Source organism: Actinomadura vinacea, assembly GCF_039532545.1.
In the GTDB taxonomy this organism is placed as follows: domain Bacteria; phylum Actinomycetota; class Actinomycetes; order Streptosporangiales; family Streptosporangiaceae; genus Spirillospora; species Spirillospora vinacea.
The window spans coordinates 370,438-396,214 of the sequence record NZ_BAAARW010000020.1 but is presented as its reverse complement, the minus strand read 5'-3'; the positions used below and the strand labels follow the sequence as shown (position 1 = coordinate 396,214).

The window sequence follows — 25,777 nt, the reverse complement described above, 5'->3', positions numbered from 1 at the left end:
GATCGTGACCGTCCCTTCTCTAAGGATCCGGATCATGGAACCGGACGGAAGGGACGTACGACGCGTGGCTGCCAACAACGAGGCCCGTGCCAGGCCGGGCGGACGGGTCCGCCTGGCGTTCTCCGGGCACGGGTACTCGGCCGACAAGGAGAGCTTCCGCGACAGGCTGGAGCGCTGGGGGCACCGCTTCTTCCGTGACAAGGTGCTGTTCATCGCGCTGGGGCTGGCCATCCTGCTGTCCTGGCCCGCCTTCCTCATCCCCAAGGCCGTTGGCGCGTCCGAGAACGCGGCCGTCATAGTCGGTTCGCCCGCGCTCCTGTGCTTCTGCTACTTCCTGTTCGGCATCCTCGTCCGGGCCGCCGCCGAGTTCGTGATGTACACGCTGATGATCCTTTCGCTGCCGCTGCTGGTGTTCGGGAGGTACCGGCGCTGGCTGTTCGGTGACAAGGTGGCGCTGGACCACCGCCCGGGATTCGTGCACGCCTCGCACGTCGCCCAGGCATGGGCCGCCGGGGACGGCGACCGGGTGACCGTGACGGTGCGGCTCTCCGACGGTGCGCAGATCGAGTACGCGGCCCAGGGCGACTCGGGACGGTCGATCGCGAACGGTTTCGCCCGCCTCCTCGGCCCGCGCCTCGTCCAGGCACGCCAGTAGCGATTCGCGGCGCCGGCGTCGTCCGCGCCGGGGCCGAGAATTACCGGGATGAACAGGCGAAACACATCCCTGGAGTTCCCGGCCCCATGTGCATTCGATGTACACGCCTGGGACGTCTTCGGGAACTGTCGGGAAGTCCGCGACCGGGCTCACGGTGGTCGTTCCCGCTCGTACTCTGGAGCGGTGATCTCTGTGGTGTTCGACGTTGGCGAGACCCTGGTGGACGACACGCGGGAGTGGCGGGCATGGGCGGAATGGCTCGGCGTTCGCCCTCACACGATGTCGGCCCTTGTCGGCGCTGTGGTTTCCCAGGGACGCGACAACGCCGACGCACTGCGTCTCATCCGGCCCCGCATCGACCTCGCGGCCGAGCGCCAGGCCCGCATCGCTGCGGGATGCGGCGAGCAGATCATCGAGGCCGACCTGTACGGCGACGTCCGTCAGGCTCTGGCCGGGCTGCGAGCCCAGGGTCTGTGGGTCGGCATCGCAGGCAACCAGACCTCGCGTGCCGGCGACTGCCTGCGCGCGCTGAATCTTCCCGCCGATGCGATCGCCACTTCGCAGGAGTGGGGCGTGGCCAAGCCAGATCCCGCCTTCTACGCCCGGCTGATCGAATGGGCGCCTGGCGCCCCCAACGAGATCCTTTACGTGGGTGACCATCCGGCCAACGACATCGGGCCGGCCAAAGCCGCCGGTCTCTGGACGGCACTTGTGCGCCGCGGCCCCTGGGGCTACCTGTGGGCCGACGATCCGGCGGGCGGCCGGAGTGCGGATTGGCTGGTCGACCAGCTGATCGATCTTCCTGCTCTGCTGCGCTGAAGTTCGCTGCCTGCGGGGGAGGGCCATGTACGGTGCTCGCAGGACGTACCTCACGGAGCCCATGGTGATCCCGGACAGGCAGGTCGGCCATCGCATCGCCGCGATGCGCGGTGTGCGCCGACTCACGCAGCGGCGACTGGCCGAGGACGCACACATCTCGCTGAGCACACTGCGCAAGGTCGAGCAGGGCAGCCGCCCGGTGACCGATGGTGTACTGGAGGCGCTCGCAGCCGCACTTGGGGTGGAGCCGGACGCCCTCACAGGCCGCCGTGCGCACACCGACAGCCGGGTGCATGCCGCGGTGCCGGATATCCGCACCGCCATCGATGCCTACGACATCCCCGACGACGGCCCCGTACGCCCGCTGGATGAGCTCGGGCGAGCGACCGCGACCGCCACACAGCGGCGGTTGACCTCGCAGTACACGCGCTTGGCCGAGGAGCTGCCGCCGCTGTTGGTTGAGCTGTCGCGCGCCGTGTTGGGTGGAGGTCCTGAACGCCGAGCCGTTGCGGCCCTGCTGGCTGCGGCCTATCGGTCCGCTGACGCGGTGGCCTACAAGTACGGCTACTACGATTTGTCGGCCCGCCTGATCGAGCTGATGCGCCGGTCGGCCGATATCGCAGAGGACTCGGCGCTGATCGCCACCGCCGCCTATGTGCGAACCGAGGTGTTCTTCGCTGCTGGCCGCAATCTCACTCCGGGGCTGCGCGCGCTAGAGATGGCCCTCGACGACCTTCCCGAGCCGACCTCGCCGGACCTGCGCGCTGCCGCAGGCTCCCTGCATATGCGCGCCGCCGTCGTGGCAGCCCGGCTGACCGAGGACCCCGCAGTCGTCGCCCAGCACATGAAGGAGGCCCGGCGCCTGGTCAAGGGGGTCCCAGAGGGCGTCTATAACGGCACGGCCTTCGGCCCGGCCTCGCTGCATGTGCACGAGGTCTCGGTTGCCGTCGAGCTCGGCGACGCGGCGCGCGCGCAGCTATGGCTGGGGATGCGGGATGAGGCTTTCGGGTCGCTCCAGACTGCCCGGCAGACCGCTCCTCAGCACGTGCGCGAGCATCCTTTCGTGCGTGATGCCCTGGTCACCCTACTTCGCCTGCATGTGTCCCCGCCGCACGCCCTAGTCGCATTTGCCGAGTGGGCGCGGGCCATTTAGCCAGTTCAGGCGTGGTGACACCAGGTGTGTCACTTCTGGGTCTTGTGAGCCATCAGGATCGGTGCGTGGGAGCGGCCTGCTGAACGACAGCCGCCCGCCCCGTCCGAGAACAAGGCGGCCCCGGCCTGGTGCGCGAACACCAGGGGCCCCGGGGCCTTGGCCGGAAGGATCTCCGACCCGTGGCAAAGACTATGCCCCAGACCAATCCGCTCGCCGCGCTCGGCGCCTATTTGGGCGCGCATGGCCTCGCCGTCGAGCTGACCGCGCGCGGTCTCAAAGTGACGAACACGCAGGTTTCCGGATGCTGCGATGAGGTCTCCTACGCGGCCGACACGATTACCTGCCGCAAGCGCAGCGACGACGGAGACCGCCTCTGGTTCTGGACCTCGTCGGGGAAGCCGATCACCGAGGCGGACCGGATCGTCGACGCCGCGCTGATGATCCGCGGCATCCTCGCCGGCTCCCAGCACGGGGGCGGGCAGTGAACGCGGCCGTCCCGTGCCCGGCAGAGGTCTCCCGGGTCGTCACCGAACTCCGTCGCCGCTTCCCGGGTGCGCGCGTCTGGTGGGGCGAGGCGACGCGGGAGTGGTGGGCGATGCTCCGCGACCGCTCCGGTCGTGACCTCCTGGTGGAGGCCGACAGCCCGGCCGAACTGAGCCACCGCGTGGCGGCCGTCCTCACAGTGCCCCGGTTCGCCCGCGTCCATCAGCCTGGTGCCGTGAGTCGGCCGGCGCCCGGCGTCCCCGCGCCGCGCCGTCCCGCCATGCCCACCGAACCTCGGGCGTCGCGTGGCCGACACGAATTGCCCCGGCGCGGCCTGCTGCGCGGGTGGCGCTGACCTTCGACGACCCCTGGAGCAAACAGCCATGCCTCATGTGAACGAACCCTCCGGGCTCGTGCCGCTCTCGCGGTTCAGCCTGCACGGCGCGTTCCGCCGCCGCTTCCCCCAAGTGGCCGTGGCACGCCTCGGCACGCCGACCGAGTTCCTCGCCGTCACCTACAGGCAGCGGGGCCCTTGGCGGATCCGCTGGGACGACGGCGACGAGCTGTTCATCTGGTCGACCGCCCGAAGAAGGACCACTCGGTCGGCACCTTGACCCACGTCGAGCGGACCGCCGAACGAATTGCGCGGCCGCTCGGGGTGGACACTGACGCGCTGCGGTGCTGACCCGCCGCACGCGGACGCGACGTGAGTGCGCGCCGCGCCGTCCCAGGGGGCGGCGTGCACTCACCCAAGGCGCGGGGCGGGCCGGCCGGACAGGCGCGGCAGCCGGACCGCCCCGCATCGACGCCGTGCGACCGCTCAACTTCCTCACACCAGGAAGCGCACCGTCCCCGCAGAGCGGTCGCACGGCCGCATCCCGGCCCGGTGGCTTGGGGATCGCCGCCGGGCTCAGGGGGATCGTGCGGCTGGTGCCTTGCTCCCCCCACGTGGGCATCGGCCGCACGGCGAAGGAGAGACCGACGCCGGGTGGTGGGTTCGGCGATCTTGAGAGCAGGCAGTCAGCGGCCATGGTGGCGCAGGACGATATCGGGCGCCTGACGCTGCGATTCGGGCTCTGACTCGCGGCCAAGGAGCAGCCCGTACGGTCACCGATCGGTGGGGCTTTCCCACGCTGTGTTCACAGTGGCGGATGCGATGTGTAGCCTTCGCGGTTCTTGACCGTTGCGCGACCGGCCGCAACGCTGCCCCGTGAAGCAAGTTCCAGCAACCTACTGGGTGAAGGGAAGATCATGCGGCTACGGTTCCTCGGAACGGATTCGAATCAGGGCACGTGTCCGGCGATGTACGCCACCGATCGCCGCACCTATGTGGTGCAGGGGAAGATCGTCGCGGACTTGACGGCGCTGGGCGACGTGCGCAATCTGGCCGACGACGAGACTCTCGTGGAGATCGACCCGGCGCTGGTGCGGCACCTGATCGAGCACTACCGGGAGCACCACGCGAAGGGATGACCTCGTGGCAGTTCTGCTGACCGGCGACCAGCTCGGCGCCCTGTTCGAGGGCGTGCGGCGGTACGCGTTCCGGTTGGAGACCCGCGACCGCTACAACGTGCCAAATGAGCGGCCGTCGTTCGAGGCGTTCATGGCCGGCGCCGGCGAGCTGGACGAGTCGGTCCGCTCGGGCCACTGGTACGACAGGACCCGCCGGGCGGCCATGGAGGGGCGCCCGTTCTCCCGCGTGCGGGTGGTGTCGGTTCCGCTGGGCGACTACTCGCGGTACGCGCTGTGGTGCGCTCAGGGCAACGTCGCTGCCGGGGAGGACATCCGCTATCTCGACCGGGTCCGCGCCGTCGGGCTCGGCCTTCCGGTTGAGCCTCCGCATGATGCGTGGCTGTTCGACGACGAGCACGTGGCGGTCCTGCGGTTCGACGACGATGACGCGTTCGTCGGCGCCGAGTTGCTCGACGATTCGGCCACGATCGCCCAGCACCAGCAGTGGCGCCGGATTGCCTGGGAGGCGGCCGTCAGCCGGGACGAGTTCGCGGACGCCCTGTAGCGCCGTCATGTCCCAGCCCCACCAGCAGGCCCGCGAGGCGCTCGGCCTGCGGCTGCGCGAGCTGCGCCAGGACTCGCGGCTCGCGCAGCGCCGCTTGGCCGAACAGGCGGACTGGCACGAGAGCAAGGTCTCCAAGATCGAGCACGGCAAGCAGACGCCGAGCGAGGACGACATCCGCGTCTGGTGTCGTCTGGTCCACGCCGAGGACCACATCCCGGACCTGATCGCGACGATTCGGAACATCTCCAGCGCCTACATGGAGTGGCGGAGAGAGTGGCGCGCCGGCGCCGGGCGGCGCCAGCAGACCATCGCCGCGCAAGAGGCGGAGACCACGCTGTTCCGGGTGTTCGAGCCCGTCGTCATCCCCGGCCTGCTTCAGACCCGCGACTACGCCGAGGCGCGGTTCCGGGACAATATCGCCTTCCATGGCACCGGCGGCGATGTCGACACGGCCGTCCAGGCGCGCATGGACCGTCAGGACGTGCTCCGGCGCGGTGACCGCGACCGACGTTTTCACATGGTCATCTGCGAGGTGGCCCTGACGATCGGCCTCGCGGGGGATGACGTGCTGATCGCCCAGTTGGAGCGGCTGCTGACGCTGTCGATCCTGCCGCGCCTGAGTCTCGGCATCATCCCGACCAGGGCTCGGCTCCGGCGCGCTCCCAGTCACGGGTTCTGGATCTTCGACAACCGGTTGGTGCTGGTCGACACCGCGGCGGCCGAGCTTGCCATCACCCAGCCCCGGGAGATCGCCGTGTATGGCCAGGAGTTCGACTGGCTGGCGTCCTCCGCTGTCTACGGATCTGCGGCGCGTGATCTCATCAGCGGGGCAATTCAGGAGTTGCGAGCAAGCTGAGGCAAGTTCCTGGCCAGACCGTTAAGGCCTTGTCCACTGTTGGGGGTGCCCCCAGAAAGTAGCCCCGGACGCGGTGATCTCACCCACCGGCCGGGACCAGGAGCAACGCCGTCCGAGGAGGCCCCACCTTATGACCGCTGATCGTAGACCGCTGCTTGAGGCGCTCTGCACCGTCCTGAGGGCCCACAGACTCACGGCCGAGATGACGCCGGACGGGTTGCACGTCACCAATCCCGAGACCACCTCGTGCCGCCCGGAGCATCCCAGCGCCACGATCGTCGCCCGTCGGCGCGAGGACGACGGCGGCCGGGTGTGGTTCCTGACCACCGGCGGCTGCCCGCTCGGCGAGGCCGACAACTTCCCCGACGCGGTCACGGCCATCAAGTCTTTGGTGACCGCCGGCCGGGAGATCCGCCGGATCGTGCGGCACGAGTCGGGAGTGCGGATCAACACGTGAGCGGCGACATCCCCGGCGCTGTCGCCCACATTGACCGGGAGTTGGGCGCGCTCGTACGGCGGCTCGTGTAGACCCCGCGGCCCTCGGATGCCTGGCCGGGGCCACGGCTCGTGCTGTCCCTTCAGCGCCGCGGCCCGCCACGTCCCCGACCCACCCGTCCACCACATCGGCAAGAGGTTCCCAACAGCTCCACCCCTATTCACCGTTCACGAACGGAGAAGAGCATGACCATCACAACCGACCGGACCGTCGAGCAGGCGAAGCCCCGAATGCTCTGGCTCGACCTGACCCGCAAGTGCCAGCTGTCCTGCTCACACTGCTACAACTCCTCGGGGCCCGAGGGCGACCACGGCACCATGACCATCAAGGACTGGACCCGCGTCCTGGACGAGGCCGCGGGCTGCGGCGTCCAGCAAATCCAGCTGATCGGCGGCGAGCCGACCATGCACCCCGCCGGCGCCCAGCTGGTCGAGCACGCGCTGGGCCTCAGCCTGCGAGTCGAGATCTACACCAACCTCGTGCATGTCTCCGCCGAATGGTGGGGCCTGTTCCAGCGTGACGGGGTGTCCCTGGCCACGTCCTACTACTCCGACCAGGCCGAGGTGCACAATGCGGTCACCGGTCGACCGACCCACGCGCGAACCCGGGCCAATATCGAGCGGGCGCTCACCCTGGACATTCCGCTCCGAGCCGGGATCATCGACACCGGCGACGGGCAGTCCGTCCAGGAGGCATGGCGCGACCTGGAAGCGCTCGGTGTAACCCAGATCGGGATCGACCGGGTCCGGCGGTTCGGCCGCGGCGCCGATGGCCACGCCCCGGACATGACGCAGCTGTGCGGCAACTGCGGAACCGACCGCGCCGCCATCGGCCCCAACGGCGAGGTCTCCCCCTGCGTGTTCACCTCGGACTGGATGAGCGTGGGCAACGTCCACCGGGACCCGCTGGCCGCTATCGTCGGCGGGACCGCAATGGCCGAGGCGAACGCCTCCATCAGGGGCACGGCCCGCTCGGGTGTTTGCGAGCCCGACCAGGAGTGCAAGCCGGGAACACCGGGCAGCGGGTGCAGCCCCAAGGCGTGAGGAGCCGAGGATCGATGAGGCAAGCCCTTCCCGAACCGGAGTTGGCGGCGGCGATCCGCCCGTACACCGGCGACCTGGTCGACGTCCGGGCCGCCCAGCACGGTGACGACGCCGATGTTACGGCCGTGGTCACCGGTGCGACCGGGGCCTGGTTCGTCAAGGCTGTCCGTAACCGGCCCGGAGGCCGGCGGGACTCCCTGGTTCGGGAAGGGCTCGTCAACCCGGCGATCGTGCCCCTTGCACCGGCGGTGCGCTGGCAGGTCGAGAACCCGGCCTGGGTCGTGCTCGGGTTCGATGTCATCGAGGCGCGGCCGACCGGTTTCGAGCCCGGCTCGCCGGACCTGCCCGCTCTGATCGACGTCGTCGAACGGATCGGGGATCTAGACCTGCCCGAGGTCGCCCGAGATTGGCCGGAAACCCGGTGGGACCGCTTCGCTGGGCAGGACGCGGCTCATTTTCAGGGCGAGACGCTGATTCACGCCGACCTGCATCCCCACAACGTGCTCGTGAACGATGATCGTACGTGGGTGATCGACTGGTCGTGGCCCACCCGGGGCGCAGCATTCATCGACCCGGCGCTCCTGGTAGTGCAGCTGATCGCCGCGGGCCACGACGCCAAGGCCGCCGAGACGTGGATGAGCGGGTGCCGGGCGTGGAAGGCCGCGGACCCGTTTGCGGTCGACGCATTCGCCGCGGCCACACTGCGGATGTGGCGGGAGCGTGTGGAGCGGAATCCTGACACGGGGTGGCTCAAGGCGATGGCCACAGCAGCCCAGGAGTGGGCTGGTCATCGAGGCTTGACGCCCTCGGGCCGCTGAAACCTGCTGCTCCCGCTGCGCTACGCCGCCGCTCGGCAACACGCTCAACCACAACCTCATCACCGAACTGCTGGTCACGGCCACGATCGGGGAAGCGGACCTGGCCCTGCTCGACGAGCGGTCGTAGCGGAGAACGCTCACGCGGGTGGCAGCGATAAAGGGAAGCGAAAAGCTCTGGTCGAATGGCATATAGCCAACGGTTATAAACGCATGTCTTGGACGTGCGACGAGTGCGTGCAGCAGGGTTCCCAGCACATCCCCCAACGGCTGATCTGGAGCCCAGATGTCCGAGCACTCCGAGCACTCCGCGCATTCCCGCCGCCGTCTGCTGGCCGCCGGTGCGATCGGCGCCGCCGGTCTGGCCGCCGTGCCGCTGGCCGGACGGTCCGCCGCGGCGAACACCCAGCGCCCGCCCGCCCCGTCCACCGGGCGGGCGAACCCGGACGGCCGCTTCGCCGGCAAGGTCGTCCTGATCACCGGTGCCACGTCGGGGATCGGCCAGGCCACGGCGTACGAGATGGCCCGCGAGGGCGCCCGCGTCGTCTTCTGCGGCCGCCGCGCCGAACTCGGCCGCCGGCACGAACGCGCGATCCGCGCCTTCGGCGGCGACGCCACGTACGTGCGGGCCGATGTCACCCGCGAGCCGGACGTGCGCGCCCTGATCGACGCCTGCGTCCGCCGGCACGGCCGCATCGACATCGCGTTCAACAACGCCGGAATCGAGAGCCCCCGCTCCGCGCCCCTGCACCAGCAGACGCTGAGCGACCTGGAACTCGTCTGGCGCACCAACACCGCGGGCACGTTCCTGTCGATGAAGTACGAGATCCCGCACATGCTGCGGCGGGGCCGGGGGATCGTCGTCAACACCGCGTCGATCTCCGCCGAGGTGGGCTTCGCGACGATCGCGCCGTACAACTCCAGCAAGCACGGGGTCGCCTCGCTCACCAAGGTCGCCGCCCTCGAGTACGCCGACCGCGGCATCCGGGTGAACGCGCTGGCGCCCGGTGCGGTCGACACCCCGATGCTGCGCCGCGCCGCCGAGGCGTTCGACATGACCTACGAGCAGATCGCCCAGGACTATCCGATCAAGCGGATCGTCCAGCCGCAGGAGATGAGCCGGGTGGTGATGTGGCTGGCGTCCGACGACGCCACCGCCGTCCTGGGCACCGACATCGACGCCTCGGGCGGCTACCTCACCGGCTGATCGCGCGCGCCGCGGAAGGGGCCTCAGGACTTGCGGGCGCCCAGTGCTCGCATGATCGTGGGCCAGGTCTGGTGCATCTCGCGCTTCCAGTAACCCCAGCTGTGCGAACCGTCGCCGTAGAAGTCGGTGGTGATGGAAACGCCGTGGGAACGGGCCCGGTCGGCGAAATCACGGGAAGCGCGCTCGACCTGCGTCTCGCTCAGGTACCGGATGTCCCAGGGGGCCGCGTTGGACGGATCGTACGGCCCAGGCCTGCCATTGCCCGAGGAGACGTACACGCCCGTGCCGCGCAGGTTGGCCGCGAGGCTGGTGGGGTCGTGGGCGGCCCAGTTCGCCCGGTCGCGCACCGGGTCGCCCCAGATCCGCAGCGGGTCCTGCTTGGAGTTGATGAACAGCAGGAGGGCGGGAATGCCCGGCGACAGCATCGACAGGACGCCGCTGTAGGCGGCGGCGTACTTGTACATGCCCGGGTGGCGGGCCGCGTAGGTCATCGCGCCCTGCGCCCCGGAGGAGATCCCCATGGCCGCGCGCGTGGCGCCCGCGCGGAAGTTGCGTTCGAGGAGCTGCGGCACTTCCCGCGTGTGGAAGGTCTCCCACTTGGGCGGCCCGCCCTTGCCGCCGTTGTACCAGTCGGTGTACGAGCCGTTGCTGCCCTCGGGCATCGCCACCATCACGTCGTAGCCCGAGGCGACCTTGCTGATGTCGGTGCTGCGCGTCCAGGAGACGTAGGAGTCGTCGCCGCCGTGGAAGGTGTACACGATCGGCCAGCTGCGGGTGGCCGTGGCCTTCCAGCTCTTGGGGACGAGCAGGCGGACTTTCTGGGTGGAGCCCAGTGCGGGGGAGGCGACGGAGATGTCCGCCGTCCGCTTGCCGATCCACTTGACGCGGGTGATGCGGGCGCCGTCGTCGGCGGTCGCGTACATGACACCCCCGCCGGGGCGCGAGCCGCCGCCCTGGCCGCGGGGCCGGGGCGAGTTGATGTCGGGCAGGACCCCGGAGTTGCGTCCCGCCGGGACGGGCGGCGAGGCGGTCTCGGACGGGGAGGGGATGGGAGCCGCCGGTGTGTTCCCCGCGGGGGTGGGGCCGGGCATGCCCTGGGTACCGGCCGGTTGATCTTTCTTCCAGGGCATCAGGACGAGAACCGTGGGCACCACCGCAACGGCGATGATGCTGCCGACCCCGACCCAGCGATCCAGCTGCTCGCGCACGGGCGTCCCACCTTTCAGAGCGCAAACTTTACTTGCGCATTGCCCCATTGGCGAGCACTTTGCTCAGATATGTCGGTCTTGTTAATGCTTGATCGTTCGGTACCGTTTCCGCGGCGCCACCACCTGCACCTTTACCAGCCGGTAGTACCAGCGGGTAGGTTCCCGGTCCGGGCGTGGCCGATGGTGGCCGTCACCCTACGGGCCGGCGACCGTCCCGGACGTGGGCGCCCTGGTCGGCGGGCCGGTCGGCGTGCTGCGCGTCGCCGGTCCTGGGACGCGGCGGCCGCGGCCAGGCGTCGATGCGGGTACGGCGGGGGTTGGCCAGCGGGGTGCTCATCGTGTCTGCATCCTCCGGGTTTGATCGCGTTCGAGGTGGTTGTTGGGTGATTCCACCTAGTTGTAACGCGCCAAGCCCCGAGCCTTTGTCTGTGGGTTCGCCTTGTTTCCGTAAATTGCTCTTTGCCGACCCGCGAATACCGTCCGTGAGAACCGTCAGCCGGCGCTGGTCGGACGGCTGGAGGCGCGGGCGATGAGGGCGGGGGCGAGCCGCCGGGAGCGCGCGGACCCGCCCTCGATCAGCTTGACGATGGCGGCCGCGGCGCCGCGCCCCATCTCCCGCATCGGCGAGCGGACGGTCGTGAGCGGCACCGGCAGGTCGGCGGCGATCGACACGTCGTTGTAGCCGACGACCGAGACGTCCTCGCCGACCCGCAGGCCGGCCTCGCGGATCGCGCCCATCGCGCCGATCGCGGCGAAGTCGTTCACGGCGTAGACGGCGGTCGGCCGCGGATCGAGGGCGAGCAGGGCGGCCGCCGCGCGGCGCCCCCCGTCGGCGTCGAACGGCGAGTGCAGCACATGATCGTCCGGCACCGGGACGCCGGCCTCGGCGTACACCTCGCGGAATCCCCGGGTGCGCTCGATCCCGGTGGAGGCGTAGGGCCGTCCGGCGATGATCCCGACCCGGCGGTGGCCCAGTGCCAGCAGGTGCCGCCCGGCCAGCCGGCCGCCTTCGAGGTCGTCGCAGGTCACCGAGGTGACGCCGGGGAGCCGCCGGGAGGTCAGCACCACCTTGGCGCCGCTGCCGACCAGGCCGTGGACGAGATCGGAGTCGGTCCGGGCGTCGCCCAGGATGAGGCCGTCCACCCGCATGCCCAGCAGCGTCTCGGTGCGCAGCCGCTGGATCTCGATGTCGTCGCCGCTGTTGGCGACCACGGTCTGGTACCCGGCCGCCGCGGCGCCCTCCTCGATGCCCTCGTAGATGGTCGCCAGCACCACGTCGGTGAGCCGCGGCACCACCACCCCGATCATGCGGGACCGGCCGGTGCGCAGGCTGGTGGCCGCGGGGTGCGGGAGGTAGCCGAGGTCGGCGGCCACCCGCCTGATCCGCTCGGCGGTCTCCTCGCCCACTCCCTCGCTCCCCCGCAGGGCGCGCGAGACGGTCGTGGTGTGCACGCCGGCGGCGCGCGCCACATCGGACAGGCGGGGTCGGTCGGCCAAGTGGATCTCCTCCGGGGGTCTGGGGCTCCCCTCACATTGTGGCGGACGGCCCTGGGGCGAGCGCCGCCCCCTCTCCGGGGCGGCGGCTTCGCCGGCCGGTTCGGCGGTGTTGATTCGTCGTTTTTCCGGGAATCGGGGCTTGACGTGCATGGACGTCGTACTCCAGGATGTCCGCAATCGTTAGCGCAAACGTTAGCGGAGGTTGCGTGCGTCATCTGATCCTGCTGGGCACCGGGGGCACCATCGCCACCACGGACGGGCCGGGCGGCCGCCGGGTCGGCGTCCCCACCGCCGAGCTGCTCGAGGCGGCGAACACCGCGTGGAACGATTCGGACGTCCGGGTCGAGGTCCGCGAGGTGCGCCGCACCGTCAGCTTCGCGGCCACGGTCGCCGACGCCCTCGCGCTGGCCGCCGAGGTCCGCGAACTGAGCGGCGCCGCCGACGGCATCGTCATCACGCACGGCACCGACACCATGGAGGAGGTCGCCTTCCTGCTGGGCCTCGCGCACGGCTCGGGCACGCCCGTGGTGCTGACCGGGGCGCAGCGGCCGTACGGCGACCCCGGCGCCGACGGCCCCCGCAACCTGGCGGCCGCGCTCCGCTGGGCCGCGTCCGGCGCCGCCCGCGGCACCGGCGTCACCGTCGCCTTCGACGACCGGATCTGGCCCGCCGTGGGGGTGCGCAAGGTCGGCAGCCTCGCGCTCGCCGCCTTCGCCGCCCCAGGCCGCGGCCCGATCGCGCACGTGGACGAGGCCGGGGTACGACCGCACGCCCGCCCGCTCCTTCCCCGGCCCCTGCTGACCGGGCGGCACGACGACCTGCCGCGGGTGGACGTCGTCCCGCAGTACCTCGGCTCGGACGCGACCGCCCTGCACGCCGCGCGGCGGGCCGGCGCCCGCGGCGTGGTGATCGCCGGGTTCGGCGTCGGGAACGCCACCCCGGAGACCACCGCCGCCTGCCTCGACCTGCTCCGCGAGGGCGTGCCGGTGGCGGTGGCCAGCCGGACCGGCGAGGGTCCCGTGCTCGGGCTCTACGCGGGGGCGAGCGCCGAGCTGTCCGCCGCGGGCGCGCTCTTCGCCGGCGACCTGTCGCCCTGGCAGGCCCGGCTGCTGCTCGCCGCCTCCGTCGCCGCCGAGTCCCCCGGCGGCGACGGCGGCGGCGACCTACCCGCCCGGGTGGCCCGGCGCTGCCGGTCCTGGCTCGTCGAGGCGGGCGCGCTCAGCGCGGCGTGCCTCGACGGCCCCGCCGCCTCCACCGCCCCCGTCACACAAGTCTGAGAGGGAGACAATGGCAAAGGAAATCCTGGTCGCGTACGGAGTCGACGTCGACGCGGTCGGCGGCTGGCTGGGGTCGTACGGCGGGGAGGACTCGCCCTGCGACATCTCCCGCGGCCTGTTCGCCGGCGAGGTCGGCGTCCCCCGGCTGCTGGAGCTCTTCCGCCGCCACGAGCTGCCCAGCACCTGGTTCTGGCCGGGCCATTCGATCGAGACCTTCCCCGAGCAGTTCGACGCCTGCGTCGGCGCCGGGCACGAGATCGGCGCGCACGGCTACAGCCACGAGAACCCGATCGCGATGAGCCGGGAGCAGGAGGCCGCGATCCTGGATCGCTCCATCGAGCTGATCGAGGGCCGCGCCGGCCGCCGTCCCACCGGCTACGTCGCACCCTGGTGGGAGTTCTCCCCGGTCACCAACGAGCTGCTGCTGGAGCGCGGCTTCACCTACGACCACTCGCTCATGCACCGCGACTTCGAGCCGTACTACGTCCGGGTCGGCGACTCCTGGACGAAGATCGACTACGACCGTCCGGCCGCGGAGTGGATGAAGCCGCTGGAGCGCGGCGAGGAGACCCCGCTCATCGAGATCCCCGCCTCCTGGTACCTCGACGACCTGCCGCCGATGATGTTCATCAAGGCCAGCCCGAACAGCCACGGCTTCGTCAACCCGCGCGACCTCGAGCGGATGTGGCTCGACCAGTTCGACTGGATCCACCGCGAGTGCGACTACGCGGTCTTCACGATGACGATCCACCCGGACGTGTCGGGCCGCCCGCAGACCCTGCTCATGCACGAGCGGATCATCCAGCACATCAACGGGCACGACGGCGTCCGCTGGGTCGGCTTCGACGAGATCGCCGCCGACTTCGCCCGGCGCAACCCGCGCTGACCGGACGCCTCCCGCGGCCCGTGTTTCAGGCCCGTGGTTCAGGCCCGTGGTTCAGCGGCGAGCCACGACGCCCCCTCAGCCTCTCCGCCATCTCCATCCTTTTTTCACCCCTGAAGGCTCACCATGTCTGGAAACACCGCACCATTCCCCCCTGGGGGCGCACCGCTGGCACCGGCGGCCGTCCGCCGCGTCTCGATCGTCTGCTTCTTCGCCTGGGTGTTCAGCGTGTTCGACTACACGCTGTTCGGCACCCTGCTGCCCGCCATCTCCGAGGACAACGGCTGGACCGCCGGCACCGCCACCGCCGTGACCACGTGGATCACCATCGGCACGTTCGTGGTGTCGCTGTGCGTGGGCCCGATGCTGGACCGCTGGGGCCGCCGCCGGTCGCTGGCGATCACCACCGCGGGCGCCGCCATCGCCTCCGGCCTCACCGCGCTGGCCGGCGGCAAGGTCTCCATGATCCTGATCCGGGCGCTGTCCGGCCTCGGCTACTCCGAGGAGGTCGTCAACAGCGTCTACCTGAACGAGGTCTACGGCGACAACCGGCGCCGCGGCTTCATGTACAGCTTCGTGCAGAGCGGCTGGCCGGTCGGCGCGCTGATGGCCGCGCTGGTGTCGGCGCTGCTGCTGCCCTACCTCGGCTGGCACGGGGTGTTCCTGCTCGCCACCTTCCCGGCCGTGGTGATCGTGCTGATGGTGCGCCGGCTGCCCGAGTCGCCGACGTTCGTCAACCTCACCCGGATCCGCGAGCTGCGCGCCGAGGGACGCGCCGCCGAGGCCGCCGACCTGGCCGGGCGCGCCGGGCTGGAGACCGGCGAGACGGGACGGCTGCGCGACATCTTCGCCCCCGAACTGCGCCGGCACACGGTCTGCCTGTCGGCGGCATGGCTGCTGAACTGGATGGGCATCCAGGTCTTCTCCGTGCTCGGCACGACCGTGCTCACCGACGCCAAGGGCGTCTCGTTCGACAGCGCCCTGCTGGTGCTGATCCTGGCTAACGCCGCCGGGTTCGCCGGTTACATTGCGCACGGCTACGTCGGCGACCGCATCGGCCGGCGCCGGACGATCACCATCGGCTGGCTGCTCGGCGGCGTGGTGATGACGGTGATGCTGGCCGGCCCGGCGACCGCGGCGTTCGTCGTCCCGGCGTACGCGCTCGGCCTGTTCTTCCTGCTCGGCCCGTACGCCGCGCTGCTGTTCTACATGGGCGAGTCCTACCCGGCGAAGGTCCGCGGGATCGGCCCGAACACCGCGCACATCATGGGCCCCGTCGGCGCGATCGCCGGGTCCGCCGTGCTGTCGGTGCTGCTGAGCGCGGACCTGTCCATGTCGGTGGCCGCGTTCTTCGCCGGTGCGGTCGGCATCATCGGCTCCGGCCTGGCCATGCTCGGCACCCGCCGCGTCGACCAGGACGGCGAGACGGCCGTGCCCGCGGCCCCCATCCGAAACGAGGACGACCTGAGGAGCACCCTGTGACCGACTCGACCAAGGTGGCCGTCATCAGCGGCGGCGCCAGCGGGATCGGCCGCGCGCTCGCCGTCGCGTACGCCAGGGCGGGCGTGGCCAGCGTGATCGGCTACTACCCGGGCGACCCGCACGATCCGCAGGCCGCGGTCGACGAGGTGACCGCGAACGGCGGACGGGCCGTCGCCGTCCCGGCCGACGTGCGCGACTCCGCCGCCGTGGACGCGCTGGTCCGCACCGCCGTCGACACCTTCGGCCGGCTCGACATCGCGGTGGCGGGCGCCGGGATCCTGCGCCGCGCGCCGCTGGCCGAGCTCACCGACGAGCGCTGGGACGAGATGCTGGGCGTCGACCTCACCGGCGTGCTGCGGGTGTTCCGGTCGGCCGCCGCGGCGATCGGCCCGGGCGGCGCGATGGTCGCGGTGTCGTCCATCGCGGGCGGCGTGTACGGCTGGGACGACCACGCCCACTACGCGGCGGCCAAGGCGGGCGTGCTCGGCCTGGTCCGCTCGCTCGGGGTGGAGCTGGCGCCGCGCGGCATCCGGGTGAACGCCGTCATCCCCGGCCTGATCGAGACCCCGCAGTCGCTGGACGCGGAGAACTCGCTCGGCCCGGACGGCCTGCGCGCCGCCGCCCGCGGCATCCCCACCGGACGGGTCGGGCGGGCCGCGGAGGTGGCCGGCGTGATCCGGTTCCTGACCTCCGACGAGGCGAGCTACGTCACCGGCCAGCAGCTCGTGGTGGACGGCGGCCTCACCACCCGCTTCCCGGACTGAGGAGAGCGACATGACCGGAACTTCCGTGCTCGCCGGCCGGCGCGCCCTGATCACCGGGGCGGCCAGCGGGATCGGTGCGGCGATCGCGCGCGCCTACGCGGGGGCAGGCGCCGCGCTCGCCCTGGCAGATCTGGACCCCGCCGGGCTGGCCGTGGCCGCGGACGGCCTGCCGGAGGGCACCGCGGTCACCCGGCACGTCCTGGACGTCACCGACGCCGGTGCCGTCCAGGACACCGTGGCGGCGGCGATCGAGGCGCACGGCGGCATCGACGTCCTGGTGAACTGTGCCGGGATCCTGACCGAGGTGCCGCTGGTGGAGATGGACCCGGCGACCTGGGACCGGATGCTGGACGTCGACCTGCGCAGCGTCTTCCTCTGCTGCCGGTACACCGTCCCGCACATGATCGAGTCGGGTGGCGGCCGGGTCGTCAACGTCGCCTCCCAGCTGGGCCAGAAGGGCGGCGAGGGGCTCACGCACTACTCGGCGGCCAAGGCCGGGGTGATCGGCTTCACCAAGGCGCTGGCGCGGGAGGTGTCGCGGCACGGCGTGCTGGTCAACGCGATCGCGCCGGGTCCCATCGAGACGCCGCTGATCGACGGTCTCAGCCCGGAGTGGAAGGCGGCCAAGGGCGCCGAGCTGCCGCTGGGACGGTTCGGACGGCCCGAAGAGGTCGCCCCGACCGCCGTCCTGCTGGCCGCCGACCCCGCCGGGAACCTCTACACCGGGCAGACGCTGGGCCCCAACAGCGGCGATGTGATGCTGTAGGCGGGGCGATGTGCGGAGCCTGCGGCACGGCCGCGACCTGGACCGAACGGATCGCCCCGCTGGACGGCGGCGGGGCGGTCCGCCGGGCCCGCGCGCTCGCCGCGCTGCTGGCCGCCGGGCCGCCGCGGCTGCGCCGGGTCAAGGCGTCGCCGTGGCCCGGCGGCGGGTGGCGGCTGCACGCGCCGGACGGGTGGCACTTCGCCCGCTCGCTGGACGACGCCGTGGCCCTGCTGACCCGCCGCTACGGCCCGCTGGTGACCGTCGACCCCGGCGACCCCTCCACCATGGCCCGGCTGCCGGACGCCCTGCCGGGCCACGCCCTGGTGGTCTGGGCGGTTGCGGTCCGGCACGCGGACCTCACCGCCACCGTGGAGACGGCCGGACCGACCCTTGAGATCGGCCCGTCCGGCGTCCACACCACGGAACCGGACGGGCCGCACGCCCCGTGCTCGGAGACACTGGGCCCGGGGACGCTGCGCAGCGGCACCGGGGCTCGTTCCCTGACCCGGCACCTGGAGATCGCCTGCGGCTAGGGCTCGGGGGTGACCGAGGCGATATAGGCGTCGGTCTTCTCCGGATCCATGATCCAGTTCTCGAAGTCGGTCGGGTTGGCGTAGCCGTACGCGAACCGGTACGCCACCTCCTCGTTCCCCGCCGACGCCACGGCCAGCACCTTCTGCACGTGCTCGGGCAGCGGGCCGAGCATCATGTTGGTGAACGCGGTCGGATGCCGCGCGTAGTCCCAGTACGCGTCGAACGCACTCTGCATCCACTTCTCGTCGAACGGCCGGTCGCCGTGCCGCAGGATCTCCGCGCAGTAGACGGCCGCGCAACGCGCGGCGTTGTTGGACCCCTGCCCCGTGATCGGGTCGTTCGCCACGAGCACGTCGCCCATCCCCAGCACCGACACCGAGCCCGACAACCGTCCCACCGGATGACGCACGACGGGGGCGTAACCGCCGAACAGGGTGCAGCGCGCGTCCGTGGGCTCCGCGCCGACCGTGAGCTCGTACTCCCACGGCGCGTACTGGCGCATCAGGTCCAGCGTGCGGGCCAGATGGTCGGCCGGGGACGGCCGGTCGGACCAGACGTCGAACGCCTCGCCCGGCACCGCCTCCCAGAGCAGGATGTCGCACGGGCCGCTGTTGGTGAGTCCCGGCATGAAGAACAGCTCTCCGACGCCGGGCGTGGCGGTCAACCGCACATGCGGCTCGGGATAGTCCGGACGCGGCGACATGCCGTGCACGTAGATGCACGACAGCTGCCGCTGCGGCCGGTCGTACGGCGAGCGGGACGCGTCCCGGTCGAACAGCTCGACCAGCTCACCCTTCCCCGCCGCGATGAGGGTCAGGTCGTACAGCGTCGCCAGCCCCTCCAGGTCGGAGGTCATCACGCCGTGGTAGACCACGTTCCCGCCGCGGGACTCGAACAGCTCCAGCCAGCCGGCCATCTTCACCCGCTGGTCGATGGACTGCGCGTAGTCGTCCCAGCGCCCGACGGTGTCCAGCGCGACCTGCCCCGGCGGGCCGCCGACCGTCACCCGCTGCGCGACGATCTTCGGCGCGTCCCGCTCCCACAGGTTGAGGCCGCGGTCGCGCTCCAGCTGGAGCTGCGGGTAGAACATGCACTGGGTCGACATGATCCGGCCATTCCGGATCTCGTCCGGGGTGCGGGCCGACATGACCGTCACCTCGTAGCCCTCGGCCTGCAGGCTCAGCGCCAGCTGCAGGCCGGCCTGCCCGGCACCGATGATCAGGATCCTGCGCAAGCGTCCTCCTAGGCGGGGTGCGCCCGCCGCGTCTCAGGGAATGTCACGGGGTGGTCAGCGCGCCGGGCCCGGGCGCGCCGGCGGTGCTCCGCAGCGTGTGCGCCAGCGTCTCGGTGAGCACCCGCGCGACCGAGCCGCGGTCGCGGGCGTCGCAACTGGTCAGCGGCACGCCGTCGGGCAGCCGGAGGGCTTCGCGCACCTCCTCCGGCGGATGCGTCGCCAGCCCGTCGAACAGGTTGACCGCGACGATGAACGGCACGTCGGAGTCGTTCTCGAAGTAGTTCACCGCGGGGAACGACATCTCCAGCCGCCGCGTGTCCACCAGGACCAGCGCGCCGCTGGCGCCCCGGCACAGGTCGTCCCACATCGGCCAGAACCGCGGCTGCCCGGGCGTGCCGAACAGGTAGAGCACCAGGTCGGGGCCCAGCGTGATACGGCCGAAGTCCATCGCGACCGTGGTGGTCGTCTTGCCGTCCACATCCGCCAGCGGATCGACCGTCCGGGCCGCCTGCGTCATCCACGCCTCGGTGTTGACCGGCGGGATCTCCGACACGGCGCCGACCAGGGTGGTCTTGCCGGTGCCCAGCCCGCCCGCGACCACGATCTTGACCGATTCGCGGGTGCGCCGCCGCGGGTCAGGCGAGCTCGCGTAGACCATCGATCACTCTCTCCAGAAGCTGCGGGTCGTACGGGGAGGTGGTCTCCGGGCCGATCGAGATCCGGTCGCCGGCGGCCAGGTCGCTCAGCAGCACCCGGGTGACGCCCAGCGAGATCCCGCAATGCGCGGACAGCTCCGCCACCGACTCGCTCACGGTGTGCACGCGGTCGTACAGCGCCCTGGCCTCCGGCAGCAGCCGGGCCGCGAACCCGCCGTCGTAGCGGCGCCCGTAGACCAGGGTGTGCACCAGCAGCTGGCTCCGGCCGCGGGTCCGGCCCCCGGTCAGGACGTAGGGCCGCACCCAGGGGTGGGCGCTCATGGCGCGACCTGCCCGGCCGACAGCCGACGGAGATCGTCGCGCATCTTCGGGGTCAGCACGTGCCCCACGCTCTGCACCATCTGCGTCATCCGGTAGGCCACCGCGCCGAGGTTGGCGCTGTCGTTCACCAGCACCGCCAGCCCGGCGAGGCTGCCGATGCTCATGAACAGGAAGTGCCCCGAGGCGAACTTCAGCATCACCTGCTCGCAGCCGCTCTCCCCGACCCGCCGGGCGATGCTGTCGCCCAGGCTGATCATCCCGCTGGTCATCGCGGCCAGCGGATCGGCGAAGTCGGCGGGCATCGCGCCCGAGCCGGCCAGCGCCAGGCCGTCGGACGACACCAGCAGCGCGTGCGTCACGCCGGGCGTCGCGGAGGCGAAGTCGTCCAGCAGCCACCCGAAGTCCTCGGGCCCGCGCGGGCGGCCGGAGTCGGAACCGGCGCTCATCATCTGGATCGTCCTTCCGTCCCGTCGCCGGCGTCCTCGCCATCGGCGAACGCCGCCTGTCCTCCGCTGGAGAAGGCCTCGATGTCGGCGGCGAACGCCCGTGCCGCCTCGGCCGCCTCGGCCGGGTCGCGGGGCGCGGCCTCCCGGCCGCCGGGCCCGCCGTCCGACTCCATGCGGCGCAGGCTCATGCTCTCCCGGCGCGGCAGCGCGCCGCCGGTCGCCGGCCGCTCCACCGCCTCCGTGCCCGGTCGCGTACCGCCCGATCCCGTGCCACCGGGCGCCGCGCGGAGCGGCCGCTCGGGCGGCTCGGCGCGATGCGCCATCGTCAGATGCGCCAAGGCCCGTTCGCCCACGCCCTGGCCATGCCCGCCGACCGGGGCGGGCACCTCGCCGGGCACCTCGCACAGCAGCTCGGGCGGGATCACGACCATCGCGACCGTGCCGCCCTGGGCGCCGTTCCCGGACGGGCGGCACGCCAGCCGCACGCCGATGTCGTGCTTGCGCGCCAGCCGGTGCACGATCGGGAAGCCGGTGTGCAGGCCGGTCTCCGGGGTCGGCGGCGGCACCGGACCGGCCAGCAGCGCGTTGATCGCCTTCACCCGTTCCGGGTCGATGCCGATCCCGCCGTCCTCGACGCGCATCATGACCGCGCCGTTGTCGAGCAGGTGGGCGCTGACCGTGACGGTGGACGGGGAGTACCGGGTCGCGTTGTCCAGCAGCGCGACGACCAGGGCCGCCACGTCCTCGGCCGCGTACGCCACCACGGCCAGCTGGACGACCTTGCCGATCGCCACGTGGGTGTACCGCTCGATCGACGACTCGGCGATGCGGATCACGTCCACCAGGGAGGTGGTGTGGCCGTCGAGCTCCTCGGCGCCGGTGCCCGCGAGCACGCGCAGCCCGCGGGCCGCGCGGCGCATCCGGGTCACGGCGTGGTCGACCTCGTAGAGGAGCTGGAGCCGGTCGGGGTCGTCCTCCTCGGTCTCCAGCCGGTCCATGGCCGGGCGGAGCTGCTCGGCCAGCAGCAGTACCTGCTGCGAGAACTGCTCGCAGATCCCGGGCCATGCCTCGTCCGCGGTGGCGTGCTGCGGGGGAGCCGGGGCGACCGCGTGGGCGTTCGGCGGGACGGCCTGGTGCGGCTGGGGCTGCGCCGCGTGGGGCGCGTTCCCCCAACCGTGCTCGTACTGCTGCTGCCCGTATGGCTGTTGTGCGTACGGCTGCTGTGCGTACCGCGGGTCGTAGGGCTGCTCGTAGTGCGGTGCGGGGGGCGCCTGGCCGCTCCGTCTCCGCCACCTCACCATGCGACGTCCTTCCCAAACCCCAAACGGCGGGCACCAGAGTGGCAGAAGGGGCGGCGATGATCAATGCCCGGCAGCAAATTGGAGTGACATGGGGGTAATTATCCGGACTTCTCCGCTTGTGGTACTGGCTTGGCCGCTCAGGGCGGTGCTCCGGGGCCTCCGGGCACCGGAGACCGCATCGCGGGAAGTGCTATTTTGCGGCCTGAGTTCGGCGATGGTATTGGTGCCCGATTTCCGCGGCGAATGCCCCTCGCGGATCGTCCAATGCGCCCCCGCGCTCGCCTGCCCCCGCCAAGCCGCCCGCACTGAGATGGAGGAGCACATGCGTGAGGTCGCGGGCGCCGGACGCGTGCGGCTCCCGATGCTCTACACGATGGGGATCACCCGTCCTGGGCGGCGCCCGACGCGCCAAGGAGCGCCTACGACGACGATTCCAGGATCGCCCCGCTGCGCGACCTCGCGCATTGGGACCGCTACGTGCGCGCCGTGGCATCGCGCTACCGGGGGCGGATCGGCCACCGGACGACCTGCACGACCACGGCAAGCGCCAGCAGATCGCCGCGCCGACGTGAAGAGCGCAGTGATCCGCCGGGGCCGCCGCGCGGCGGCGTCGACGGTACAGGCGGCAACCCGCCATGACGAAACCTTCCGGGCGCGGCATAGGGAGAGTGGCCCTCCGGTGTCTTTAGGGGTGACATCGGAAGGGAGGCGCCGTGAACCGAGAAGCCCGCGAGAGCTTCAGCGAGTTCGTCGCGGCGCGGTCCGGCAACCTCATCCGGACGGCGTACGTGCTCACCGGCGACCAGCACGCGGCAGAGGACCTGCTCCAGTCGGCCCTGGCCAAGACCGCGGCGCGTTGGCGGCACGTCCATGACAACCCTGAGGCGTACGTGCGCCGCGTGCTCTACAACGAGCAGATCAACCGCTGGCGGCGGCGGGGCCGGGAGTCGGTCGTGGCCGAGCCGCCCGACATTCCTGTGGACGACGGCAGCCAGAACGTCGACCTCCGGCTGACGTTGGAGCGGGCCCTGCTCGCGCTGCCGCCGCGCAAGCGCGCCGTGCTCGTCCTGCGCTACTACGAGGACCTGCCCGAGAGCGAGGTCGCGCAGATCCTCGGCTGCTCGGTCGGCACCGTGCGCAGCCAGACGCACCGCGCGATCGCCCGGCTGCGCGAACTGGCCCCCGAACTCGCCGCCCACCTCGAGCCCACGGGAGCGTGAGATGACCGACGACATGCTCAAGGACGTGCTGGGCCGCATCGCCGACCGCGCCGAGCCCGTGGACGGGCTCGCGGAGCGGGCGCTGAAGACGGCCGACCGCCGCCGCCGGACCCGCGTGGCCGGTGCCGCGTTCGCACTGGCCGCGGCCGTCACCGCGCCGGTCGGGCTGCTGCAGATCAACGACTCGCCCGCCGAGCCGCCGCCCGTCCTGAACCGTCCGGGCAAGACCGCGGTCGAGCTTCCGGAGAACTCGCCGCAGGAACGGGAGACCGCCCGCCGCTGCATGCGGAACGAATCCCCCCGCGGGGTCATGGGTGAGAAGCAGCCCGGATGGGGGAAGGCAAGCGGCTTCCGGTTGCTGGTACGGGCACCGCTGGGCAAAGGGGAATACCTCGCCGAGGTCGCGGGCCCCAGGGGTTTCGTGCTGTGCGCCGCCAGCGGCGAGTACGGCAATGTCGAGGTGCCGAGGCTCCATTTCTGGCCCGGGCAGACCTCTCGCGGCCTGTGGACCTTCGGCACCCCGTTCCGCGTTGACGCGATTCAGTCGGTGTCGGCCCCGAAGGGGACGGGGACGGACCCGAACCGGCTCCATCGCATCATGGTGGGCCGGGCGAAGCCCGGGGTGGCCCGGGTGCGGATCGCCTGGGACAACGGCCGCACGTCCGAGGCCGCCGTCGGCAACGGCTTCTTCCTCGGCCACACGCCCAACAGGATGGTCCCGGACGAGGACGCCACGGGCCCGATGTCGGATGGTGCGATGAGCGAGGCCGATCTCCGGGTCGTGTCGGTGACCGGGTACGACTCCGGCGGTCGCGCCCTGCACACCTGGCGGCCGCAGACCCGGGGCGAGGCCGAGGGCTTCCAGCCGTCCGACTGCACTGACGCCCTCCTCCACACGCGCCCGTCCCTCTGCTCGGACTGACCGCGGGGTCGTCAGCCGGCGGCGCCGATCACCGCGGTGATGCCGCCGGTGGTGGTGACGAGCCGCTGGTACTCGGGGCGCCGCAGCTCGCCGCCCATGAACGGGTGCGGGTTGCGGTGCACCGCCGGGCTGGCCTCCTCGCTGAGCGCGGCGAAGTGGATCTCGCGGGCGCCGGTGGCTTCGACCACGCGGGCGACGTTCCGCTCGGTGATGCCGCCGCCCGGCATCACCGCGATCCGCTCGCCCGCCCGCCGGACCAGCTCGGCGATCAGCGGCGCGCCCTCCAGCACGCTCACCTCCTGGCCCGAGGTGAGGACGCGGTGCACGCCCAGGTCGACGAGGGTCTCCAGGGCGGCGAACGGGTCGGCGGCCATGTCGAACGCGCGGTGGAAGGTGACCGGCAGCCCGCCCGCCGCGGCGATCAGCCGCTCGGTGACCGGGCGGTCGATCCCGCCCGCGGCGGTCAGCGCGCCGATGACCATGCCGTGCGCCCCCGCCTCGCGGGCCAGCGCGACATCGTGCTCCATCGCCGCGACCTCGTGCTCGTCGAAGATGAAGTCGCCGCCGCGGGGCCGGATGATCACGTGCACCCGGATCGACGACACCGCGGAGAGGGTGGCGCGGATCGTGCCCAGGCTCGGGGTGAGCCCGCCCTCGAACAGCGCGGCGCACAGCTCCACGCGGTGCGCGCCGGCCCGCTCGGCGGCGAGGGCGCCGGCCACGCTGTCGATGCAGATCTCGTAGGTGAGGCTCACTTGGTCCCTTACTTCCCTTCGGTCGTGCGGATCTCGCCCACCGGACGGCCGCCGCCCAGCACCGGGACGGCGCCCAGCGGTTCCGCCGGGGCGGTGTCGGCGCCGAGCGCGGCCAGCGCGCGCAGCGCGACGGCGGTGGTGGCGCGCTGGCCGCCGTCGATGATCTTCACTGCGACGGCGTGGCCCTCGGACGTGGCGGCGATGAGCACGCCCTCGGCGCCGCCCTTGGCGACCGAGCCGGGCAGCGCCCGCATCAGCTCGGTGTTGAGGTGGCCCGTCCCGCCGACGTATTCCGGGTGGGCGCGCATCGCGTCGGCCACCGCGCGGACCGGACCGTCCTGCGCCAGGACGAGCGCCTGCGTGGCGCGGGCGAGGCCCGTGAGGGTGAGCCCGAACAGCGGGGCGCCGCAGCCGTCCACCGCCACCGGGGACGGCTCCTCGCCTGCGCTGCCGGCCATGGCGGCGCGGACGGCCTGCTGGAGCGGATGCGCCGGGTCCAGGTAGGTCTGGGTGGGCCACCCGTTGGCGACGCAGGCGGCGAGCATCGCGGCGTGCTTGCCCGAGCAGTTCATGCGCACGCGCGACTCGCCCGCACCGGCCCTGATCAGCCGGGCCTTCGTGGCCTTGTCCTCGGGCCAGCTCGCCGGGCAGCCCAGCGCGCCGGCGTCGAGCCCGGCGTCGGCCAGCATCGCCTCGACCGTCTCGACGTGGAAGTCCTCGCCGGTGTGGCTGCCCACCGCGATCGCCAGCCGCTCCCCGGCCAGCGGCGCACCCGCCGTCAGGCAGGCCAGTGCCTGGAACGGCTTGGTCGTGGAGCGCGGCAGCACCGTTCCGTGCACGTCCCCGCGGGCGTGCGCGAGGGTGCCGTCCGGCGCGAGCCCGGCGACGCTCCCGTAGTGGACGCTCTCCACGAAGCCGTTGCGGACGACCTCGGCCAGCATGTCGTACATCTCGTTCCTCGGGTGTT

At 71.9% G+C, this 25,777-nt stretch carries 31 protein-coding genes; 21 read left to right on the top strand and 10 right to left on the bottom strand.

Going from position 1 to position 25,777, the window contains the following annotated elements; all coding sequences use genetic code 11:
- Positions 1-34 precede the first annotated feature (34 nt).
- The 13 genes from ABD340_RS26190 to ABD340_RS26130 all read left to right on the top strand — a co-directional run bounded on the left by ABD340_RS26190 (position 35) and on the right by ABD340_RS26130 (position 9,544).
- On the top strand, positions 35-655 hold the full coding sequence (locus tag ABD340_RS26190; protein ID WP_344592381.1) for a hypothetical protein: 621 nt from the start codon (positions 35-37) through the stop codon (positions 653-655).
- A gap of 183 nt (positions 656-838) precedes the next feature.
- Complete coding sequence (locus ABD340_RS26185; protein ID WP_344592379.1) at positions 839-1,474, top strand: HAD family hydrolase; 636 nt, start codon at positions 839-841, stop codon at positions 1,472-1,474.
- A gap of 61 nt (positions 1,475-1,535) precedes the next feature.
- Entirely contained in the window at positions 1,536-2,627 is a 1,092-nt protein-coding gene (locus tag ABD340_RS26180) for a helix-turn-helix domain-containing protein (protein WP_344592378.1), read from the top strand.
- 191 nt (positions 2,628-2,818) lie between these two features.
- The gene (locus ABD340_RS26175) at positions 2,819-3,112 is read left to right on the top strand and encodes a hypothetical protein (RefSeq protein WP_344592376.1); all 294 of its coding nucleotides are present in this window, start codon (positions 2,819-2,821) and stop codon (positions 3,110-3,112) included.
- Positions 3,109-3,465 carry a hypothetical protein gene (locus ABD340_RS26170; RefSeq protein WP_344592375.1) on the top strand — a complete coding sequence of 119 codons (357 nt, stop codon included), beginning with the start codon at positions 3,109-3,111 and terminating at the stop codon, positions 3,463-3,465. Before ABD340_RS26175 ends, ABD340_RS26170 begins: the two co-directional genes overlap by 4 nt.
- Positions 3,466-3,502: 37 nt before the next feature.
- The gene (locus tag ABD340_RS26165; protein WP_344592374.1) at positions 3,503-3,724 is read left to right on the top strand and encodes a hypothetical protein; all 222 of its coding nucleotides are present in this window, start codon (positions 3,503-3,505) and stop codon (positions 3,722-3,724) included.
- A 688-nt stretch (positions 3,725-4,412) separates the two neighbouring features.
- Positions 4,413-4,583, top strand: coding sequence for a hypothetical protein (locus ABD340_RS26160; RefSeq protein WP_344592372.1), 171 nt, complete (start codon positions 4,413-4,415; stop codon positions 4,581-4,583).
- Between the two features lie 4 nt (positions 4,584-4,587).
- A complete protein-coding gene (locus tag ABD340_RS26155; protein WP_344592371.1) occupies positions 4,588-5,127 on the top strand; it encodes a DUF6879 family protein in 540 nt (179 codons plus the stop codon).
- A gap of 7 nt (positions 5,128-5,134) precedes the next feature.
- On the top strand, positions 5,135-5,983 hold the full coding sequence (locus tag ABD340_RS26150; RefSeq protein WP_344592369.1) for a helix-turn-helix domain-containing protein: 849 nt from the start codon (positions 5,135-5,137) through the stop codon (positions 5,981-5,983).
- Positions 5,984-6,113: 130 nt separating this feature from the next.
- Entirely contained in the window at positions 6,114-6,440 is a 327-nt protein-coding gene (locus ABD340_RS26145) for a hypothetical protein (protein ID WP_344592368.1), read from the top strand.
- Positions 6,441-6,664: 224 nt separating this feature from the next.
- Positions 6,665-7,522 (top strand): radical SAM/SPASM domain-containing protein, encoded by an 858-nt coding sequence (locus ABD340_RS26140; protein WP_344592367.1) that lies wholly within the window; start codon positions 6,665-6,667, stop codon positions 7,520-7,522.
- 41 nt (positions 7,523-7,563) lie between these two features.
- Positions 7,564-8,340 carry an RIO1 family regulatory kinase/ATPase domain-containing protein gene (locus ABD340_RS26135; RefSeq protein ID WP_344592365.1) on the top strand — a complete coding sequence of 259 codons (777 nt, stop codon included), beginning with the start codon at positions 7,564-7,566 and terminating at the stop codon, positions 8,338-8,340.
- A gap of 283 nt (positions 8,341-8,623) precedes the next feature.
- A complete protein-coding gene (locus ABD340_RS26130) occupies positions 8,624-9,544 on the top strand; it encodes an SDR family NAD(P)-dependent oxidoreductase (protein ID WP_344592363.1) in 921 nt (306 codons plus the stop codon).
- Between the two features lie 23 nt (positions 9,545-9,567).
- On the opposite strand, the gene ABD340_RS26125 is transcribed toward ABD340_RS26130, so the two are convergent.
- From ABD340_RS26125 to ABD340_RS26115, 3 genes are all read right to left on the bottom strand, one after another.
- A complete protein-coding gene (locus ABD340_RS26125; protein WP_344592361.1) occupies positions 9,568-10,752 on the bottom strand; it encodes an alpha/beta hydrolase in 1,185 nt (394 codons plus the stop codon).
- Positions 10,753-10,942: 190 nt separating this feature from the next.
- Complete coding sequence (locus ABD340_RS26120) at positions 10,943-11,089, bottom strand: hypothetical protein (protein WP_344592360.1); 147 nt, start codon at positions 11,087-11,089, stop codon at positions 10,943-10,945.
- A 155-nt stretch (positions 11,090-11,244) separates the two neighbouring features.
- Complete coding sequence (locus ABD340_RS26115; RefSeq protein ID WP_344592358.1) at positions 11,245-12,249, bottom strand: LacI family DNA-binding transcriptional regulator; 1,005 nt, start codon at positions 12,247-12,249, stop codon at positions 11,245-11,247.
- Positions 12,250-12,455: 206 nt separating this feature from the next.
- Here ABD340_RS26115 and ABD340_RS26110 point away from each other — a divergent pair, with 206 nt between their 5' ends.
- The 6 genes from ABD340_RS26110 (at position 12,456) to ABD340_RS26085 (ending at position 17,954) form a co-directional block, all read left to right on the top strand.
- Complete coding sequence (locus ABD340_RS26110) at positions 12,456-13,526, top strand: asparaginase (RefSeq protein WP_344592357.1); 1,071 nt, start codon at positions 12,456-12,458, stop codon at positions 13,524-13,526.
- Between the two features lie 10 nt (positions 13,527-13,536).
- Positions 13,537-14,412: a polysaccharide deacetylase family protein gene (locus tag ABD340_RS26105; RefSeq protein WP_344592355.1), complete on the top strand. Its 876-nt coding sequence runs from the start codon at positions 13,537-13,539 to the stop codon at positions 14,410-14,412.
- Positions 14,413-14,535: 123 nt separating this feature from the next.
- The gene (locus ABD340_RS26100; RefSeq protein WP_344592354.1) at positions 14,536-15,891 is read left to right on the top strand and encodes an MFS transporter; all 1,356 of its coding nucleotides are present in this window, start codon (positions 14,536-14,538) and stop codon (positions 15,889-15,891) included.
- Positions 15,888-16,655 (top strand): SDR family NAD(P)-dependent oxidoreductase, encoded by a 768-nt coding sequence (locus ABD340_RS26095; protein WP_344592353.1) that lies wholly within the window; start codon positions 15,888-15,890, stop codon positions 16,653-16,655. Before ABD340_RS26100 ends, ABD340_RS26095 begins: the two co-directional genes overlap by 4 nt.
- Before the next feature lie 10 nt (positions 16,656-16,665).
- Positions 16,666-17,421 carry an SDR family NAD(P)-dependent oxidoreductase gene (locus ABD340_RS26090; protein ID WP_344592352.1) on the top strand — a complete coding sequence of 252 codons (756 nt, stop codon included), beginning with the start codon at positions 16,666-16,668 and terminating at the stop codon, positions 17,419-17,421.
- Between the two features lie 8 nt (positions 17,422-17,429).
- Entirely contained in the window at positions 17,430-17,954 is a 525-nt protein-coding gene (locus ABD340_RS26085; protein ID WP_344592351.1) for a hypothetical protein, read from the top strand.
- Here ABD340_RS26085 and ABD340_RS26080 read toward each other — a convergent pair.
- The 5 genes from ABD340_RS26080 to ABD340_RS26060 are packed head-to-tail and all read right to left on the bottom strand — an operon-like array spanning position 17,951 to position 21,913.
- Positions 17,951-19,189, bottom strand: a complete 1,239-nt coding sequence (locus ABD340_RS26080; protein WP_344592349.1) for a styrene monooxygenase/indole monooxygenase family protein — start codon at positions 19,187-19,189, stop codon at positions 17,951-17,953. The two genes, ABD340_RS26085 and ABD340_RS26080, sit on opposite strands and share 4 nt — an antisense overlap.
- Before the next feature lie 43 nt (positions 19,190-19,232).
- Positions 19,233-19,847, bottom strand: coding sequence for a GTP-binding protein (locus ABD340_RS26075; protein WP_344592348.1), 615 nt, complete (start codon positions 19,845-19,847; stop codon positions 19,233-19,235).
- A complete protein-coding gene (locus ABD340_RS26070; protein ID WP_344592347.1) occupies positions 19,825-20,166 on the bottom strand; it encodes a DUF742 domain-containing protein in 342 nt (113 codons plus the stop codon). Before ABD340_RS26070 ends, ABD340_RS26075 begins: the two co-directional genes overlap by 23 nt.
- On the bottom strand, positions 20,163-20,615 hold the full coding sequence (locus ABD340_RS26065; protein WP_344592345.1) for a roadblock/LC7 domain-containing protein: 453 nt from the start codon (positions 20,613-20,615) through the stop codon (positions 20,163-20,165). The genes ABD340_RS26070 and ABD340_RS26065 overlap by 4 nt, the downstream gene beginning before the upstream one ends.
- Complete coding sequence (locus tag ABD340_RS26060) at positions 20,612-21,913, bottom strand: ATP-binding protein (protein WP_344592344.1); 1,302 nt, start codon at positions 21,911-21,913, stop codon at positions 20,612-20,614. Before ABD340_RS26060 ends, ABD340_RS26065 begins: the two co-directional genes overlap by 4 nt.
- Positions 21,914-22,626: 713 nt before the next feature.
- On the opposite strand from ABD340_RS26060, the gene ABD340_RS26055 reads away from it, so the two are divergent.
- Positions 22,627-23,133, top strand: coding sequence for a SigE family RNA polymerase sigma factor (locus tag ABD340_RS26055; RefSeq protein ID WP_344592343.1), 507 nt, complete (start codon positions 22,627-22,629; stop codon positions 23,131-23,133).
- A gap of 1 nt (position 23,134) precedes the next feature.
- On the top strand, positions 23,135-24,055 hold the full coding sequence (locus tag ABD340_RS26050; protein WP_344592342.1) for a hypothetical protein: 921 nt from the start codon (positions 23,135-23,137) through the stop codon (positions 24,053-24,055).
- Positions 24,056-24,066: 11 nt separating this feature from the next.
- On the opposite strand, the gene ABD340_RS26045 is transcribed toward ABD340_RS26050, so the two are convergent.
- Both ABD340_RS26045 and ABD340_RS26040 read right to left on the bottom strand, forming a co-directional pair.
- Positions 24,067-24,810, bottom strand: coding sequence for a copper homeostasis protein CutC (locus ABD340_RS26045; protein WP_344592340.1), 744 nt, complete (start codon positions 24,808-24,810; stop codon positions 24,067-24,069).
- 8 nt (positions 24,811-24,818) lie between these two features.
- Positions 24,819-25,760: an asparaginase gene (locus ABD340_RS26040; RefSeq protein WP_344592339.1), complete on the bottom strand. Its 942-nt coding sequence runs from the start codon at positions 25,758-25,760 to the stop codon at positions 24,819-24,821.
- Positions 25,761-25,777: the final 17 nt, after the last annotated feature.

Excerpts from the sequence above, each read along its gene's own strand:
- ABD340_RS26120 (WP_344592360.1), bottom strand. The coding sequence starts at position 11,089 with ATGAGCACCCCGCTGGCCAACCCCCGCCGTACCCGCATCGACGCCTGG.
- ABD340_RS26060 (WP_344592344.1), bottom strand. The coding sequence starts at position 21,913 with ATGGTGAGGTGGCGGAGACGGAGCGGCCAGGCGCCCCCCGCACCGCAC.
- ABD340_RS26175 (WP_344592376.1), top strand. The coding sequence starts at position 2,819 with ATGCCCCAGACCAATCCGCTCGCCGCGCTCGGCGCCTATTTGGGCGCG.
- ABD340_RS26085 (WP_344592351.1), top strand. The coding sequence starts at position 17,430 with ATGTGCGGAGCCTGCGGCACGGCCGCGACCTGGACCGAACGGATCGCC.
- ABD340_RS26040 (WP_344592339.1), bottom strand. The coding sequence starts at position 25,760 with ATGTACGACATGCTGGCCGAGGTCGTCCGCAACGGCTTCGTGGAGAGC.
- ABD340_RS26070 (WP_344592347.1), bottom strand. The coding sequence starts at position 20,166 with ATGAGCGCCCACCCCTGGGTGCGGCCCTACGTCCTGACCGGGGGCCGG.
- ABD340_RS26075 (WP_344592348.1), bottom strand. The coding sequence starts at position 19,847 with ATGGTCTACGCGAGCTCGCCTGACCCGCGGCGGCGCACCCGCGAATCG.
- ABD340_RS26160 (WP_344592372.1), top strand. The coding sequence starts at position 4,413 with ATGTACGCCACCGATCGCCGCACCTATGTGGTGCAGGGGAAGATCGTC.
- ABD340_RS26100 (WP_344592354.1), top strand. The coding sequence starts at position 14,536 with ATGTCTGGAAACACCGCACCATTCCCCCCTGGGGGCGCACCGCTGGCA.
- ABD340_RS26105 (WP_344592355.1), top strand. The coding sequence starts at position 13,537 with ATGGCAAAGGAAATCCTGGTCGCGTACGGAGTCGACGTCGACGCGGTC.
- ABD340_RS26140 (WP_344592367.1), top strand. The coding sequence starts at position 6,665 with ATGACCATCACAACCGACCGGACCGTCGAGCAGGCGAAGCCCCGAATG.
- ABD340_RS26065 (WP_344592345.1), bottom strand. The coding sequence starts at position 20,615 with ATGATGAGCGCCGGTTCCGACTCCGGCCGCCCGCGCGGGCCCGAGGAC.
- ABD340_RS26130 (WP_344592363.1), top strand. The coding sequence starts at position 8,624 with ATGTCCGAGCACTCCGAGCACTCCGCGCATTCCCGCCGCCGTCTGCTG.
- ABD340_RS26180 (WP_344592378.1), top strand. The coding sequence starts at position 1,536 with ATGGTGATCCCGGACAGGCAGGTCGGCCATCGCATCGCCGCGATGCGC.
- ABD340_RS26145 (WP_344592368.1), top strand. The coding sequence starts at position 6,114 with ATGACCGCTGATCGTAGACCGCTGCTTGAGGCGCTCTGCACCGTCCTG.
- ABD340_RS26090 (WP_344592352.1), top strand. The coding sequence starts at position 16,666 with ATGACCGGAACTTCCGTGCTCGCCGGCCGGCGCGCCCTGATCACCGGG.
- ABD340_RS26050 (WP_344592342.1), top strand. The coding sequence starts at position 23,135 with ATGACCGACGACATGCTCAAGGACGTGCTGGGCCGCATCGCCGACCGC.
- ABD340_RS26190 (WP_344592381.1), top strand. The coding sequence starts at position 35 with ATGGAACCGGACGGAAGGGACGTACGACGCGTGGCTGCCAACAACGAG.
- ABD340_RS26150 (WP_344592369.1), top strand. The coding sequence starts at position 5,135 with ATGTCCCAGCCCCACCAGCAGGCCCGCGAGGCGCTCGGCCTGCGGCTG.